The organism is Sphingomicrobium sp. (assembly GCA_036563485.1).
In the GTDB taxonomy this organism is placed as follows: domain Bacteria; phylum Pseudomonadota; class Alphaproteobacteria; order Sphingomonadales; family Sphingomonadaceae; genus Sphingomicrobium.
In genome coordinates this window covers 933318-949646 of record DATCMI010000001.1, presented here as the reverse complement: position 1 = coordinate 949646, position 16329 = coordinate 933318, and the positions used below count along the sequence as shown (strand labels likewise).

Here is a 16329-nt window from a genome sequence, read left to right as displayed (position 1 = left end):
CAGACGGATGGGCGTGTTGACGCTCCACGCCAAGGCGCATCCGTTGCGGCGCTCGCTTTCCCGCTCCTGGCCGCGGCCGGGGTGGAAGAGCGCTGGCGCGCTGGCGTTGCTGTGCAGCACCGTCGCCTGGGCTTCGCTTCCGGGGCTTGGAAGCAGCGTCGCCGATGATGCGCACCAGTGGGAGGCGCTGGGCGTCGCGCCGCTGGCGAGCGGCGGCGCGACCGGCATGGCGATGGCGCCGACCGATGCTGCCGAAGCGATCGATTATGCGCCGCAGCGGCCCTATGTGGCGCCGGTTGAGCCTGCTCCCGCTCCGGCGACTGCACCGGCGCCGGCGAACGGACCGATCCGCATCAGCGGGCGTGCGAATGATGGTCTCTATTGGTCGCTGCGCACCGCCGGCGCGACGCCGGACGTCGCGGCGGCTTATTTGCAGGCGCTCGCGACCAAGATCGACGTCGGGGAAATCGGCGTTTCGGACAGTTTCGACCTGGTGCTCGGCAAGAACCGCGAGCTCCTCTACGCCGGCATCACGCAGTTCGGCGAAAAGCCGATGCAGCTGGTCAAATGGCAAGCGAACGGGCGCAGCGAGTGGATCGACGCGGCCAATGTCGAACGGCCGGCGCCGGTCCCGAGCGGTATGATGATGCCGGCGGCCGGCCATATCACATCGACGTTCGGTTATCGGGTTCACCCGATCCTTCGATTCACGCGATTCCATGCCGGGCTCGACATTGGGGCGGGCTGGGGCAGCCCGATCGTCGCTGCCGCCGACGGGCGGGTAATCGGCGCCGGATGGGCGGGCGGCTATGGCCGGCAGGTCCAGATCGCCCATGCCGCCGGGCTGGTCAGCAGCTACAGCCACATGAGCTCGATCGCGGCCGAGCCGGGCACATATGTCCGGGCGGGGCAAGTGATCGGCTATGTCGGCTCCTCGGGCCTATCGACGGGGCCGCACCTGCATTTCGAAGTCCGCCAAGGCGGCACGCCGGTGAACCCGCTCGGCGTGCGCCTGGTCAGCGCGCCGGCCTTCGACCCGCAGCTGGCAAGCGCGGTGAAGGCGCGGCTTCAGGCGTTGCTGAAGGTTGGCCGGAAGAGCGCCTAGCGGAGCTGTGCGGCAATCCCGCCGAGCGTCCGGCGGAGCGCCGCAAGCCGCTGCATCGCAATCACGTTACTGGCCGCGACCGGCGGGAGCGTCCCTGCCGCCGCACCGATCTGGGCCGCGAGCGCGCCGTTGCGCTGGCGACCGTCGACCGACGCCCGTGCTGCGGTGAGCGCCTGGCGCAGCGGCGCGGTTGCCGCGGCAGTAAAGGCGCCGCTCCGCTCCAGCTGGTCGAGATAAGCGAGCGCGACGACCGGATGGTCGGGCCAGGTGACCGGAAATTGCTGCTGCGGGTTGAACACCGCGCCCTGGCTAGCGAGCGACGCAGCCGCAATTTCATTATCCGACAGCTGCGCGCTCGGCGTCAGCGCGAGAATGTCGAGGCCGCGCGCGATCTCGGTGCCGTAGATGCGACCATTGTACCAATAACTCGACCAGAAGCCGCCCATCACCAGATTGTCCTTGGCGACTGGTCCGCGATCGAAAAAGGCGATCTCCGCCGGGCGGGCGCTATCGGTGAAATCCATCACCGAAATGCCGCCCTGGTACCAGGCCTGGACGAACAGGTCGCGACCGGGAACGGGCACGATCGAGCCGTTATGGGCGACGCAATTTTCTTGCTCCGACTGGGCGGCCGGCAGCTTGTAGTGGCTGCGGAAGCGAAGCTTGCCGTCGACGATGTCGTAGATGGCGTTGGCGCCCCAGGTGCGCGGGTCCTGGACCCGGCAGCGCGGTCGGCCGCCGCCGCCCCATTCGTCGGTGAACAGCACCTTGGTGCCGTCATTGTTGAAGGTCGCCGAGTGCCAGTAGGAGAAGGTCGGGTCCGACACGGCGTCGATCCGGCGCGGCTTACGCGGGTTCGAAATGTCGAAGATGATGCCGTTGCCCGAGCAGGCGCCCGCGGCGATTCGGCGAGCCGGGAAGACGGTGATGTCGTGGCACTGGTCCGTGCGCCCCGTTTCCTGAGTTCCTTCGCCGTGCGTGCCGCCGCGCCACAGGCCGGCGAGGTCGCCCGTATTCGGGTCGGCGAAGACCGCCGGGCTGTCGATGATGCGGGCTGCGGCCGGGTTGGCGACCGGGATCTCGACGACATCGATGCGGAACAACGCCGTCTGCGGGCTCGCGACCTCGCCGACGCAGCCCGCCAGTTCCTCACCCTTGCGGACGCCGGCCGTGCCCGAGACATAGACGATGATCGAGCGCGGGTCGGCGGACACGACCGAGTGGGTGTGCGAGCCGCGGCAGGTCTGGACAATGCCGACCTGGCGCGGACGCGTCACGTCGCTGATGTCGAAGATGCGGATGCCGCGGAAGCGTTCAGGGCTGACGTCCTGACGGACGCCCTCACGCCCGCAATCGACGCGGCCGCGGGTCTGCTCGACCGACATGATCACGAGGTTACCGACGATCGACAAATCGCCCTGGCCGCCCGGGCAGATCACCGAGCTCAGCAGCTGCGGCTTGGGATCGGCGGTCAGGCGATAGAGATTGAAGCCGTGGTAATTGCCGACGGCCAGCAAATTGCCGGCGAACGCCATGTCGGTCTGCGCGAAGCTGAGCAGCGGGAAGCGGCCGTCGTCGCCCGCCGGCGCTGCTGCCTTGCCCTTCGCGCCCGGTTTCGGAAACGGCGTGCCCATCGGGTTCTTCGGGTCGAAGAAGCCGGTCGGCTTGGGGAGCGAGGCGAGCAGGCGCATGTTGCTGGCCGCCTGCCCGGCGTCGGTGAAGCCCGCCTTGAGCGTCGAGCGCGGGTCGTCGCGAAGGCCGACGAGCAGGTCGGTCATCTTGCGGATTTCCGCCTTCTGCTCGTTGATCACGTCATTGACGAAATCATAGAGGGTCGGGTCGGCGGCCGAACCGCCGCGGTGAAGCAGCGCGTCCGCCATGGTCACGGCGCCCTGGTGGTGGTTGATCATCCGCTCCAGGAACTGGCGGTCGAAGTCCGAGCCCTTGGCGGCGGCGAGCGCGGCCATCTGTTCGGGCGTCGCCATGCCCATGGACGCAAGATTGTCGGTAAGGCCGCTGACCGGCGCGACCGCCGGCATGGCGTGCATCGCATGCATGTCGTGCATCGCCGCGGGGTTGGCGACCGGCTGGCCGCGGTCGGTCAGCCATTTGCGCATGAAGGCGATCTCGTCGTCCTGCGACGCGTCGATGCGCCGCGCCGCGTCGATCACCGCCTGGCGATTGGTGCGGCCCTTCACCAGCGCAGCCATTTCGACGGCTTGGCTGTGGTGGACGATCATCGCCTGCATGAAGCGAACGTCGTCGGCCGTGTAGCGGGTGTTCGCGATCCGGATCGCCTGATCCGGCGTCAGCTGCTGAGACGGCTGCCCCGGCGCGCCAGGCTGCACGATCGGCGCTTGTTGGGCGCTTGCCGCGCCGAGCGGGACGAGGGCGGAGGCGGTGAGAGCGGTAGCGAGCGTACGCAGGCGAGCAGCCATGATGATTCCCCTGTTGTTAACAGGGGTCATAACACCAGCGGTGGGCGGGGTGGAAGATTAGGGAAAACGCTGCGTCACGCGGAGTGAATCCGCGTGACGTCAGTCGTGTCGCTCGGCTGCTTAGCGGCCGTGGCCGCGCCAACGTTTGATGGTGCGGCTGATGATGCCGGCTTCGTCTCCGCTCTCGCGCCACAGGCGCGCGAAGCTTGGGTCGGACGATGCCGGACGCTTCTCGGGCTCGAGATCGTCGAAGCGGACGCGGATTGGGATCGCGACGCCTTCGCCGCAGACGATGCATTCGCGATTGCGGAGCGCCGGGATGGCGTCGAGGAAGCCGCGCGCGCCTTCGGGCATCGCGGCCCGCACGCAGGCTTGGTCGCGGTCGTTGTTGAGACGCATCGAGACGATGGTGCCGCACTGCGACAGCACGCCTTCCGCCAAGTCGGACGGGCGCTGCGTGATGAGGCCGAGCGAAACACCATATTTACGACCTTCCTTGGCGATGCGCTCGAGGATCTTGCGGACCGCCTGGGCGCCCGAATGTTCGTCCTTGGGCACGTAGCGGTGCGCTTCTTCGCAGACGAGCAGCAGCGGGCGCTGCGCTTCGGTCCGCGACCAGATCGCATAGTCGAAGACCATCCGGGCGAGCACGGAGACCACGACCGAGGTGATTTCCGACGGGACGCCGGACACGTCGACGATGGAGATCGGCTTGCCGTTGCTCGGCAGGCGGAACAGCTTGGAAATGAGCGTCGGCATCGAATCCGACACCAGCATGCCCGAGAACATGAAGGTGTAACGCGGGTCGGCGCGAAGCTCGTCGAGCTTGGTCTTCAGCCGCTGGAACGGCAGCGTATCGCCAGCGCGGTCGAGCTTGCCCATTTCGTTGACGATGATGCCGTTGAGGTCGGTCAGCAGATAGGGGATCGGGCTGTCGACCGTGACCTTGCCGAGCGTGCTCAAGTCCTTGCCCTTGGTGCGGGCGGCGAGCAGGCACTTGGCGAGGATGTCGGCATCGCGCTGCCGCTCCTGCCCCTGGGTCGTCAGAAGTACTTCGCAATGCTCTTCGAAGTTCATCAGCCAGTAGGGCAGCTGCAGATTGTCGACGTTGAACAGCTCGCCGCAATTCTTGAACGCGGCGGAATATTCGCCGTGCGGGTCGATCATCAGGATGTGACCCTCGGGGCTGAGCTGCGAGATCCGGTGCAGGATCAGCGCCACGGAGGTCGACTTACCGGTACCGGTCGAGCCCAGGATCGCAAAATGCTTCGAGAGCATCGGATCGACGTAGAGCGCGCCGCGGATGTCGTCGGTCGGGTAGACGGTGCCGATCTCGATATTCGGCTCGTCGCTGGCAGCGAAGACAGACCGGAGGTCGTCGGTGGTCACGGGCATCACTTCGGCGCCCGGGATCGGATAGCGGGTGACGCCGCGGCGGAAGTTGCTCATCCGTCCGGCCGCGTCCTTCGAGCCTTCGCCCAGGAAGTCGACGAGGGCGACGAGCTGGCCGTCGTCATCGGCACGAAGGGTGCGGACGTTGGCGACCAGCCAGGCATTGCCGACGACCATCTTCACCTGGCTGCCGACCTGGCCGGACATGGCGACCGACGCGTCGCTGTGCGATTGAAGGGCCGAAATCGCCTGTGCTTCCATCCGGATCTTCGAGCCGGAGCCGGCGATTTCGAGGACCTTGCCGATCGCCGACACCTTGGCCGGCGGGGCTTTTGCCGGAGCAGGCGCCGCTTCCTCGGTGAAGCTGCTCACCTCGTTCAGGAATTCGCGCAGGTTCGGCTGTTCGTCCATCTTCGTATCGCTCCAAAGCAAATCGGCTCGCGAGCGGGTTAGCGAGGAGCGGTTAAAATTAACTTAGGGGAAGGGTCTAGAAGCGGCGCTGGAACGCGGCGGCGGCGGCCCACCCGAGGCCGAGCGACAAAGCGACGCAGGCGAGGCCGTAGAGGAAGCGGTGGCGGCGCGCGGCCAAAGCGACGTCGCGCTCAAAGCCTGACTTGCTGATCTGGATCTCGCGCGTGGCGGCGGCGATCACCTTACCGCGGTCGATCAGGAAGGTTTCGGCGGTGTAGGTCCCGACCGGCACCTGGCTGGGGATTGTGATGACGGCGCGGTAGAGGATGCCGTCGGTGATCTCGACGCCGTGGGGGCTTTCGGCGAACAGCCCGGAGCGGGTCCGCAGGTCGATGAGGCCGGCCTCGAAGCGCCGCTCCTTTTCCGGAAGCGCGCCGCCGCCGGGCGAAAGCTGGAGATTGTGGATCCCGAGCTCGTAGATCGAGGCGGTGCGCTCGTCGACGAGCTGCGGGATCGGCCTGGACGAAGCGACGGCGTAGAAGCTGGGCGCCGAGCGGAAGCGGTTGGAATCGGCGTTCATCCAGACGCCGGCAATCTTCTGCTTTTCGCGGATCAGGATTGGCTGGACGGGGCCGCGAAGAACGACCGCGACGTCCGCCGGGCGGTCGGGGGTGCGGCCGCCGGGATAAACGATGGCGCCGAACAGCAGCAGCTGAGCACCGGAAAAGCTGTAGCGGATCTGGACCTGCCTCGCCGAGATGTCCGGCACCAGCACCGGCTTGGTCGCGCCGACCATCAGCGGCGCGGCGAGGGCGAGAAGGAGGCTTAGCGAGCGCGCAGTCACAGATATTCGATCGAGAAGATTTCGTCCGGCCGCCAGAACAAGCCGAGGAACATGCGGAGGGAGACGAGCAGGATGATGATGGCGAGCGCGAGGCGGAGGTAGTCGGGCTTGAGGCGGGTGGTGAGGAGCGCGCCATATTGGGCGCCGACGACGCCGCCGAGGAGCAGCAGGCCGGCAAGGACGATGTCAACCGCGCGGGTGGTGACCGCATGGATCATGGTCGTCGCGGCACTGACCGCCAGCACCATCACCAGGCTGGTGCCGATCACCACGCGGGCCGGCATGCCGAGGATGTAGATCATCGCCGGCACCAGGATGAACCCGCCGCCGATGCCGAGAAGAACGGTGAGGATGCCGGCGAGGAAGCCGATGGCGAGCGGCGCGACGGGCGAGATGAACAGGCCGGACCCTTCGAAGCGCCAGCGCCACGGCAATGTCGTGACCCAGCGGTGGCGTCGCCGCGGCTCGGCTGTCTCCGGCGGAGGCCGCTCGACCCAGCCCAATGCGATCACCGCGTCCTTCAGCATCAGTCCGCCGATGAAGGTCAGCAGGATCACGTAGATGAAGGCGATCACGACATCGACCTGACCGCTGGCGAGGAGCATTCGGAAAATTGCGGCGCCGACGACCGAGCCGAGCGAGCCGCCGACGATCATCACCGCGGCCATTTTCAAATCGACGCCGCCGCGCCGCATGTGGACCATCGCGCCCGACACGCTGGCGCCGGTGATCTGCGTCGTTGCCGATGCGACCGCGACCGTCGGCGGGATGCCGTAGAAGATGAGCAAGGGCGTCGTCAGGAAGCCGCCGCCGATCCCGAACATGCCGGACAGCAAGCCGACGCCGAGGCCGAGCAGCACGATCAGCAGCGCATTGACCGACTGACCTGCGATGGGGAGGTAGATGTGCATCGGCGCCCGGGAGCCTAGCCGCAAAGCCGAGCCGCGGCCAAGGCCGGGGGTTAAAAGTCGCCGGCGAGCGTCAGCGCGGGGCCGGAGCCGGGCAGAGCGTTGCCGGCGACGCGCTGCCGCCAGTCGACATGGACGCGGACATTGTCGCGCACGCGCATGCTGACGCGCGGGCCGACATCGACGCGGTAGACGCCCGGCTGCGCGCCGCCCCAGACGCCGAATCCCGCGGAGAATTGCTTGTAGACGGGGCGCGTCAGGGTGAAGCCGCCGTCGATGAACTTGTCGCGCCGCGGGCGCCGACGACGCCGCCCTGGAGGTAGGCGTCGAGGAGGAAGTCCATCGGCATCGACTGGCCGTAGAGCCCGCCTTCGAAGAAGATAGCGAAGGCGCTGGTGCCGCCGCCATAGCGGCCGATGCGCTGGCGCCGTTCGGCCGTCAGCCAGACGGGCAAGCTGCGCAGCGGCTGTACGCGGACTCCGGCCGCCAGTTCCCCGCCGCGCCGGCCGACTTGGGACGAGCTGCGCAGCACCGCGGCGACCTGCGGCGAGAAGTTGTACATCAGCCGTGCGCCGGCCTGGCTGGCGCCTAGCGAGCCGCCGCCGGAGAGCGACGGGGTTCCGGCGACGCCGGCGCGCTGCGAGCGAAGCATCGCCCATGAGGTCAGCTGGAGCCGGTCGAGCTTCTTGGGCTGAAGCGCTTCGGGGATGCTGATCGGCGCCTCGACTACCCTGGATTGAAGCGGCGGCAAGGCGGAAGCGGCGATCCGCGACAGCGGCCATTCGTCGAGGCGCGGGATCGGCGCATAAAAGCTGGGCTGCGGTGTGGGACGGAGGCTGTCGAGCGCGGGGAAAGCAGCGCTGCGCGTCGGCGGCGCCGCGATCTGGTAATAGATGACGGGTGAGCCGGAAGACGGGGTGAATGCTTGTGGGTCGAGCTGTGGCGGTGCCGCGGCAAGCGGCTCGATGGGCGGGAATTGCGTCGCCATGATCGCCGGCGCCTTGGCTTCGCTTTGGTCGATGCGGAACAGCTCGGCGCCAGGCAGCGCGCTGAGCGTCGCTGCCCGCAAGCCCGCCCAGCCGATCACGGCGAGGCCAAGGAACCTGAGCGACGGGCTCACCGCGGAAGCTCTACCGGGAAGATGTGCCGCGTCTTGTCCCAGCGCTTGGCGCCGCCCCCGATGTGGATCGAAATGGCGCGCGCCGCGGCGAGCATCGCGATGACGTTGCCGACGACGAGGCGCGGAATCGAGAACAAGCCTTCGCGCCACCCATAGGCATAAGCCGTGAAGCAAGCGCGCATGAAGATCCGCCAGACGAGCAGCCAGCCGGTGACGGTCAGCAGCATCACCATGGCCGGATCGAGCCGCGCCTCGATCGGCGCGCCGAGCGCTTCGGCGACCCAGATCTGCGACCATAGGAATGCGGCGGCATAGCCGGCGACCAGCAGCAGCGCGGCGATGGGCCCGCGGCGGTCGCGCAGGCGCATCCATCGTTCGCCGATGCCGCCGCTCCAGCCGAGCCGGTCCCAGCCGGACAAAGCGATGCCGCCAAGCCAGCGGGCTTTTTGCCGCACGGCCGCGCCCAGCGTTGACGGGAAGTGGCCGCGGCTGGCGACCACGCCGCGCTGCCCGGGCGCGGCGGGCAGGCGCACGAACATGGTCTTGAGGCCCAGCGCACCGAGACGAAGGCCGAGCTCATAATCCTCGGTCATGCTGGCACCGGCGAACGGGCGCCCTTCCTGCATGGCGGCAAGCTGGGCGAGCGCATTGCGGTTGATCGCGCAGCCGACGCCGGCGAGCGGGATCGCGGCGCCGACTGCCTCCCGCACGACCAACTCCTTGACGTGAACCTCGGCGAATTCGTCGCAATAATGTCCGGCGACCCAGCGCGAGGTCGGGTCCGGCAGGGGCAGGACCGGAAGCTGGATCACGACCGCGCGGTCGCCGAGGCTGTCGAACAATTTGAACTCGAGCGGATGGACGACGTCCTCGGCATCGTGGAGGACCACCGCAGCCGCGGATTTGCCGGTCTCCACCTCGTAAGCGATCAGGGCATCGTACAGGGCGTTGAGGCAATCCGCCTTCGTGGTCGGGCCGTCCCGCTCGACTTCCACCGCTTCGATCCTTTTGTCGCGAACTGAGGCAATTGCCGCCTCCGTCGCCGGATCATTGCGGTAAAAACCGACGAATATTCGGTAATTGGGATAGTCGAGCCGCTTTGCCGTGGCGCGCAGCATCGACGCGATGACCGCGGATTCGTCCCAGGCCGGAACGAACATCGCGATGAACCCTGGATCCTGCTTGCCGGGCAGCGAAGTTGCGAAAGCTCGCGGATAGCGGGTGTAAATGGCCAGCGAGCGCCAGATCGTCCGCCCGAAGTAAATCAAGTCCACGAGCAGGTCGTTGACCGCAAAAAGCAGGAAACCGATTCCCGCGAACAAGGCGAGTTCGGCCGCAATGCGGCTGACAAGTTCGGCAAGCACCATGGTCAGGCGCTAAACTTCGGGCGCGGTGCGGCTGAATGGGACCCGGTTCATGACGCCTCCCCTGGCGAATCATCCAAAACCGAGCAGAACCGCCAATGACATAGCGAAAGTTAAACAACAATATTCATCCGGAGTGGCGCTTGCTGCTGGCAGTTGGCGTCGGCGGCCGCGGCGTTTAGCGTCCCCGACATGCGCGCACTTGTCGCCTGTTCGCTCTTGATGGCTCTCCCGGCGTTCGCCGGGGCGCGCGGCACCGTCATCATGGCGCGAGGATCGTGGGCGGCGATCGACCGCGGCGCGACCTGCGAGGCGATCGGGCGATCGGCGCGGGTCGCGGCGAAGGGTAAAGTGCAGGCCGTCGCCGGTTTCACGTTTTCCGCCGACCGCCGCCGCTGGGGCGAATTTCACGCGCGGCTTCGGCGCATGCCGCGGGCCGGCGCGACGGTGATGCTGCGTGTCGGCGGCCAGCCATTCCTCCTCACCACCCGCGGCAATTACGCCTGGAGCGAGAGCCCGCGGCAGGACCAGGCGATCATTGCCGCGCTGCGCAATGCGACGGGGATGACGGTCGAGGCGAGGGATGGCGACGGGCGGCGCTTCATCGACCCTTATGGCCTCGAAGGCGCGGCAACGGCGATCGATGCGGCAGCCGCGGCCTGCGCTGGCAAAATCCAGCGGCGATAACTAGATAGGCGCCTCGCTATGAGTGCCGACACCAACCTGATGCCGATCCCCGGCGCCATCGACCCTGTGCCCGTGCCCAGGCCGGCGACCGCGCGCGCCGACGGCCGGGTCGACCTGGTCGGCCTGTCCAAGGATGCGATCCGTGGCGCTTTCGAGGCGGCGGGGCTGGAGGGCAAGCAGGCCAAGCTTCGCGCCAAGCAGGTCTGGCACTGGATCTACAATCGCGGGGTCAGCGACTTTGACGCGATGAGCGATATCGCCAAGGCGCAGCGGCCGTGGTTCGCCGAGCATTTCGTGATCTCGCGCCCGGATGTGGTGGAAGCCCAGGTATCGTCCGACGGCACCCGCAAGTGGCTGCTCAAGACTCACGACGGGCATGATTTCGAGATGGTGTTCATTCCCGACGCGGACCGGGGAACGCTCTGCGTGTCGAGCCAGGTCGGCTGCACGCTCAACTGCCGCTTCTGCCACACGGGAACGATGCAGCTGGTCCGCAACCTCGAGCCGGCGGAAATCGTCGGTCAGGTGATGCTGGCGCGCGACGCGCTCGGCGAATGGCCGAGCCAGCCGGAAGGCCGGATGCTCACCAACATCGTCATGATGGGCATGGGCGAGCCGCTCTACAATTTCGACAATGTCCGCGACGCGCTGAAGATTGTGATGGACGGCGACGGGCTCGGCCTGTCGCGGCGGCGGATCACGCTGTCGACCAGCGGCGTCGTGCCGATGATGGAGCGCGCGGGCGCCGAGATCGGCGTCAATCTCGCGGTGTCGCTGCACGCGGTGACCAAGGAAATCCGCGACGAGATCGTGCCGCTCAACCGCAAGTACGGGATCGAGCAATTGCTCGAGGCTTGTGCCGCTTATCCCGGCGCGAACAACGCGCGCCGCATCACGTTCGAATATGTGATGCTCAAGGACAAGAACGATAGCGACGAGCATGCGCGCGAACTCGTTCGCCTGATCCGTCACTATAAGCTGCCGGCGAAGGTCAATCTGATCCCGTTCAACCCGTGGGGCGGGGCGCCTTATGAGTGCTCGACCGACGAGCGGATCAAGGCGTTCAGCAACATCATTTTCGAAGCCGGTATTTCGGCGCCGGTGCGAACGCCGCGCGGTCGCGACATCGATGCCGCTTGCGGCCAGCTGAAGACCGCGGCCGAGCGGCGGCGGCGAAGCCGGGAAGCCGCCTAGGGGCATGCTGTCGCCGGTCCGCCACTTGCTGGTCCGGCAGGTCCGCAACACCTTCAACGACAAGGCCAGGGGCGAGCGGCCGGTACCGGCGTCGGACCAGGCGCTGTTCCCGCCGGGATCGGTGATCCGCCGCGTCCACGGCGATGTCACCTCGATGATGGTCGGCGGTATCGCCGCGCTGCTCACCCAGATGCTTCACCCACAGGCGCTTGCAGGTGTCTGGGATCACAGCGACGTTCAAAACGACATGATCGGGCGGCTGCGGCGGACGGCGCGGTTCATCGCGACGACGACTTACGCACATCGGGACGACGCGCTGAAGGCCATCGCCAAGGTCAATGCGATTCACGAGCAGGTCAGCGGCACCTTACCCGGCGGCGGGCCCTATCGGGCAACCGATCCGCGCCTGCTCGCCTGGGTCCATGTCGCGGGCGCCATCAACTTCCTCGACGGTTGGCGGCGCTACGCCGAGCCGCGGATGAGCATGGCCGACCAGGATGTCTATTTCGCCGAAACCGGCGAGGTCGCGCGGCTGCTCAACGCCGATCCCGTGCCGCGGACGCGGGCGGAAGCGGAACGGCTGATCCGCGAGTTCCGAGCAGAGCTGGTCGCCGACGACCGCACGCGCGCATTTCGGGACCTCGTGCTCAGGGCGCCCCCACAATCGGCAACGGCTGCGCCGGTTCAGTCACTGCTGATGAATGCCGCCGTCGATCTGCTGCCGCCGTTCGCCCGGGCCATGCACGGCCTTTCGCGCCCGCTGCTCCAGCCGGTGGTACGCGGCGCGACATTCGGCATTGCCGGCACCATCCGGTGGGCCTTTGCCGGCGAGCGTTACCGCCGCGGGGATTGAGGCGTGGCCGTGCGCGTGGCAGGTCGGGCGCAGAGGAGAGGTTCGCAATGTCCCTGATCGGCCGCTTCATCGACCAGATCCTTCCCGTTGGAAGCATCACGATCATCTCGCCCGACGGAAGCCGGGCGACGCACGGCCCCGGCGGGGGCAAGCATGTGACGGTGAAGCTTCACGACAAGCGCGTCGCCTTCGACATCTTCCGCAACCCGCGCCTGCGCTTCGGCGAATTGTACATGGACGGGCGAGTGACGGTCGAGGACGGATCGATCCTCGACCTGCTCGAAATGATCATCGCCGCAAAGCCGTGGGAAGCCGGCGTCGGACGCAAGGCGCTGGGGCGCGGCAAGGCGACTTGGGTGAAGCGCTTCTTCCGCCGGAACGACACCGGCAAGGCGCGCAAGAATGTCGCCCACCATTATGACATCGGCAATGAGCTGTACGAGCTCTTCCTCGACGAGGACTGGCAGTACAGCTGCGCTTATTACAGCGACCCGAACAACAGCCTCGAACAGGCGCAGCTCGACAAGAAGGCGCATATTGCCGCCAAGCTCGACCTGAAGCCGGGACAGCACGTGCTCGACATCGGCTGCGGCTGGGGCGGCATGGCGATCTATCTGCACCAGGTGGCGGGCGTCGATGTGCTCGGCGTCACCTTGTCGGAGGAGCAGATCCGCAAAGCGCGCGAGCGGGCCGCGGCGGCCGGCGTGTCAGACCACGTGAAGTTCGAACTGATCGACTATCGCAACGTCACCGAACAGTTCGACCGCATCGTCTCGGTGGGCATGTTCGAACATGTGGGCGCGAAACATTATGACGAATTCTACGCCAAATGCCGGGAGCTGCTGAAACCCGACGGGGTGATGCTGCTGCACACCATCGGCAAGCTCGGCGGCCACGGGCTCCCCGACCCGTTCACCGACAAGTGGATATTCCCCGGCTATCACATCCCGAGCCTCGCCCAGATGTGCGAAGCGAGCCAGAAGGTGAAGATGATCGTCAGCGACGTGGAAACGCTGCGGCTCCATTATGGCTACACCCTGCGCGCCTGGCTGGAGCGCGCGACCAGGAACCGCGCGAAGATCGAGAAATTGTACGACGCCCGCTTCTTCCGCATGTGGGAATTCTATCTCGCGGGCGGGATCGTCGCGTTCGAGAATGGCGCGATGTGCAATTACCAGGTGCAATATATCCGCGACCGCCGGGCGATCCCGATCACCCGCGACTATATTGCGGAAGCCGAAGCGTGCTACCGCAAGGCCGCTCCGCAGCCGGCGAAAACCGCCGCGAAGCGGAAGCGGAGCGCCACAACGGCCTCAAAATGAAAAGGCCCGGCGTGTGCCGGGCCTTTCCTTCTAGCTCGCGGTCCGCTGCGCCTTGCGCAGCTGGCGTGACTGCTGCCGCTCCTGAGGCGTGGCGGTGCCGTCCCGATTGAGGTCGGCTCGGTCGAAACGAGCAAGTGCCCCCTGCTGCGCTTCGCCGAGGCTGACCCGCCCGTCCTTGTTGGCGTCGGCGCGGTCGAACATGCGGCCGCCGAAGCCTGCCGCGCCGCCGCGCATCGCGCGCCGGTGCATCGCCTTGCCGGCACCCTGGTGCGCCGCGTCAAACTCGGCGCGGGTGATCATGCCGTCATGGTTGGCGTCGATGCGGTCGAACCGGCGGGCGTGATTGCCAGCCTGGCGCGCCTGCATCCGCTCGGCCCTGCGGCCGCTCGCCTGGCCCTTGATCGCTTCGGCCTCGGCCTTGGTGATGAAACCGTCCTTGTTGACGTCGACCCGCGCGAACATGGTCGCGACGCGGGCCTGGACATCGGCTCGGGCCATGGGCTTGGCATTGGCTCGGACGGGCGCAGCGTTCTGCGCGACCGCGGCGCCGCCGCCCAGGATTGCAGCGGCAACAGCACCGCCGATCAGTAGCTTTTTCATAAGGATACCTCGTGGAAAACGTTGACCGGCTCCTAGCAGAGCGAACCTGTCGGCGGATTGAATGGAGCGCGGGCAAAGAAGTGACCGCGGCGTTAACCAGCTTTTAGAACTTCCTGCTCACCTTGTTCCCGTCACTTCGACGGGGAAAGCAATGCCAAAGACGAGCGAAGCCGCGGCCGATGTCGCAATCATCGGTGCCGGACCTGCGGGCCTCACCGCCGCCTATCAGCTGACCAAGGCCGGTTACTCGGTCATCATCATCGAGAAAGACCCCGTCTACGTCGGCGGCATCAGCCGCACCGTCGAGCACGAAGGCTTCCGCTTCGACATCGGCGGCCACCGCTTCTTTTCGAAGTCGCGCGAAGTGGTCGACCTTTGGAACGAGATCCTGCCGGACGACTTCATCCAGCGCCCGCGGATGAGCCGCATCTTCTACGACGGCAAATTCTATTCTTATCCGCTGCGCGGGTTCGAGGCGCTTCGCAACCTCGGCATCTGGCGTTCGACCTGCTGCATGGCGTCCTACGCTTATGCCCAGCTGTTCCCCAACAAGGACGTGAAGAGTTTCCAGGACTGGACGATCAACCAGTTCGGCCAGCAGCTCTTCAACATCTTCTTCAAGACCTACACCGAAAAGGTCTGGGGCATGCCGTGCGACGAGATCAGCGCGGATTGGGCGGCCCAGCGCATCAAGGGGCTGAGCCTCGGGGGCGCGGTGCTCGACGGCATGAAGCGCTCGCTCGGCCTCAACAAGAAGCCGAACGACGGCATGGAAACGAAGACCCTGCTCGAGACCTTCCGCTATCCGCGGAAAGGTCCCGGCATGATGTGGGATGCAGCGCGCGACTATGTCGTTGAGAACGGCAACACGGTGCTGATGAACCACGCGCTTCAGCAGCTGTCGTTCGACCATAAGCTCGATCGCTGGCGCGTTGCCGCCACCACGGGTGAAGGCAAGACCGTCATCATCAGCGCCGCGCACGTGATTTCATCGGCGCCGATCCGCGAGCTCGTCAGCCGCATCCATCCGCTGCCCAAGGCAATGCCGCGCGCCTACGACCTCAAATATCGCGACTTCCTGACCGTCGCGCTGATGATCCGTTCGGAAGACATTTTCCCCGACAATTGGATCTACATCCACGATTCGAAGGTGAAGGTCGGCCGCATCCAAAACTACCGCAGCTGGTCGCCCGAAATGGTGCCGGACGAGAGCCTAGCCTGCGTTGGCCTCGAATATTTCTGCTTCGAGAATGACGGGCTGTGGGCGTCGAAAGACGAGGACCTCGTCGAACTCGCCAAGAAGGAAATGGCGATCCTCGGCCTGTGCGATCCCAAGGACGTCGTGGGCGGCGTCGTGGTTCGTCAGGAGAAGGCCTATCCCGTCTACGACGACCAGTATCGCGAGAATGTCGAGGCGATCCGCGACGAGCTGGAGACCGCCTATCCGACGCTGCACCTGATCGGCCGCAACGGCATGCACCGCTACAACAACCAGGACCATGCGATGATGACGGCGATGCTGACCGTCCGGAACATCATCGCCGGCCGGAAGACGTACGATATCTGGGCGGTCAACGAAGACGCCGAATATCACGAGAGCGGCGATGAAGGCGAACAGGCCGCGCTCGCTTCCGAGCGGCTGGTGCCCAAGCGCCTGAAGGCCGCCTGATGCGGCTTGTCGCCACGCGGCTGTGGAACGACACGTTCCTGCGCTATGTCGCGGCGAGCGGCATTGCCCTCGGCGTCGACGCCAGCTGCTTCTTCTCGCTGGTCGCCGCGGGCGCGCAGCCGGGCGTTGCAGCGGCAGTCGGCTATGCGATCGGCATTGCCGCGCACTGGCTGATCAGCAGCCGCGCGGTGTTCGCGCATGAGCTTGCCGAACGGGGGCCGGCGCGCACGCGCCAGAAGATGCTGTTCGTCATTTCCGCGCTCGGCGGCCTTGCACTGACGACGGGGATCGTCAGCGCCGGTGACGCGCTCGGCATCAACCTCGCCGTAACGAAGGCCGTTGCGGTCGGCGCGAGCTTTACCCTGACCTGGCTGGCGCGGCGCTGGATCGTGTTTCGGTCCGACCGGCTCGCCGTTCACTAA

The 16329-nt window shown here is 66.5% G+C and carries 14 protein-coding genes; 7 read left to right on the top strand and 7 right to left on the bottom strand.

From position 1 onward, the window contains the following. The first annotated feature begins 7 nt into the window (after nucleotides 1-7). Entirely contained in the window at nucleotides 8-1105 is a 1098-nt protein-coding gene (locus VIL42_04955; protein HEY8592201.1) for a M23 family metallopeptidase, read from the top strand. Here VIL42_04955 and VIL42_04950 read toward each other — a convergent pair. The 6 genes from VIL42_04950 to VIL42_04925 all read right to left on the bottom strand — a co-directional run bounded on the left by VIL42_04950 (nucleotide 1102) and on the right by VIL42_04925 (nucleotide 9585). Further along, nucleotides 1102-3543 carry a DUF305 domain-containing protein gene (locus tag VIL42_04950; GenBank protein HEY8592200.1) on the bottom strand — a complete coding sequence of 814 codons (2442 nt, stop codon included), beginning with the start codon at nucleotides 3541-3543 and terminating at the stop codon, nucleotides 1102-1104. The two genes, VIL42_04955 and VIL42_04950, sit on opposite strands and share 4 nt — an antisense overlap. Nucleotides 3544-3663: 120 nt before the next feature. Next, nucleotides 3664-5346: a DUF87 domain-containing protein gene (locus tag VIL42_04945; GenBank protein ID HEY8592199.1), complete on the bottom strand. Its 1683-nt coding sequence runs from the start codon at nucleotides 5344-5346 to the stop codon at nucleotides 3664-3666. 76 nt (nucleotides 5347-5422) lie between these two features. After that, the gene (locus tag VIL42_04940; GenBank protein HEY8592198.1) at nucleotides 5423-6142 is read right to left on the bottom strand and encodes a TIGR02186 family protein; all 720 of its coding nucleotides are present in this window, start codon (nucleotides 6140-6142) and stop codon (nucleotides 5423-5425) included. Nucleotides 6143-6186: 44 nt separating this feature from the next. Further along, nucleotides 6187-7101 (bottom strand): sulfite exporter TauE/SafE family protein, encoded by a 915-nt coding sequence (locus VIL42_04935; protein ID HEY8592197.1) that lies wholly within the window; start codon nucleotides 7099-7101, stop codon nucleotides 6187-6189. Between the two features lie 253 nt (nucleotides 7102-7354). After that, nucleotides 7355-8218 carry a hypothetical protein gene (locus VIL42_04930; protein HEY8592196.1) on the bottom strand — a complete coding sequence of 288 codons (864 nt, stop codon included), beginning with the start codon at nucleotides 8216-8218 and terminating at the stop codon, nucleotides 7355-7357. Further along, nucleotides 8215-9585 carry a glycosyl transferase family protein gene (locus VIL42_04925; protein ID HEY8592195.1) on the bottom strand — a complete coding sequence of 457 codons (1371 nt, stop codon included), beginning with the start codon at nucleotides 9583-9585 and terminating at the stop codon, nucleotides 8215-8217. Before VIL42_04925 ends, VIL42_04930 begins: the two co-directional genes overlap by 4 nt. Nucleotides 9586-9774: 189 nt before the next feature. Between VIL42_04925 and VIL42_04920 the strand changes: the two genes are divergently transcribed. The 4 genes from VIL42_04920 to VIL42_04905 are packed head-to-tail and all read left to right on the top strand — an operon-like array spanning nucleotide 9775 to nucleotide 13638. Continuing rightward, nucleotides 9775-10269 (top strand): hypothetical protein, encoded by a 495-nt coding sequence (locus VIL42_04920; GenBank protein HEY8592194.1) that lies wholly within the window; start codon nucleotides 9775-9777, stop codon nucleotides 10267-10269. 18 nt (nucleotides 10270-10287) lie between these two features. Further along, entirely contained in the window at nucleotides 10288-11463 is a 1176-nt protein-coding gene (gene rlmN, locus VIL42_04915) for a 23S rRNA (adenine(2503)-C(2))-methyltransferase RlmN (GenBank protein HEY8592193.1), read from the top strand. 4 nt (nucleotides 11464-11467) lie between these two features. Then, on the top strand, nucleotides 11468-12316 hold the full coding sequence (locus VIL42_04910; GenBank protein ID HEY8592192.1) for an oxygenase MpaB family protein: 849 nt from the start codon (nucleotides 11468-11470) through the stop codon (nucleotides 12314-12316). Nucleotides 12317-12363: 47 nt separating this feature from the next. Then, nucleotides 12364-13638: a cyclopropane-fatty-acyl-phospholipid synthase family protein gene (locus VIL42_04905; GenBank protein ID HEY8592191.1), complete on the top strand. Its 1275-nt coding sequence runs from the start codon at nucleotides 12364-12366 to the stop codon at nucleotides 13636-13638. A 30-nt stretch (nucleotides 13639-13668) separates the two neighbouring features. Here the strand turns inward: VIL42_04905 and VIL42_04900 are convergent, their stop codons facing one another. Next, nucleotides 13669-14238: a calcium-binding protein gene (locus VIL42_04900; GenBank protein ID HEY8592190.1), complete on the bottom strand. Its 570-nt coding sequence runs from the start codon at nucleotides 14236-14238 to the stop codon at nucleotides 13669-13671. A gap of 151 nt (nucleotides 14239-14389) precedes the next feature. On the opposite strand from VIL42_04900, the gene VIL42_04895 reads away from it, so the two are divergent. Both VIL42_04895 and VIL42_04890 read left to right on the top strand, forming a co-directional pair. Beyond that, a complete protein-coding gene (locus tag VIL42_04895; protein HEY8592189.1) occupies nucleotides 14390-15907 on the top strand; it encodes an NAD(P)/FAD-dependent oxidoreductase in 1518 nt (505 codons plus the stop codon). Beyond that, nucleotides 15907-16329: a GtrA family protein gene (locus VIL42_04890; GenBank protein ID HEY8592188.1), complete on the top strand. Its 423-nt coding sequence runs from the start codon at nucleotides 15907-15909 to the stop codon at nucleotides 16327-16329. The genes VIL42_04895 and VIL42_04890 overlap by 1 nt, the downstream gene beginning before the upstream one ends.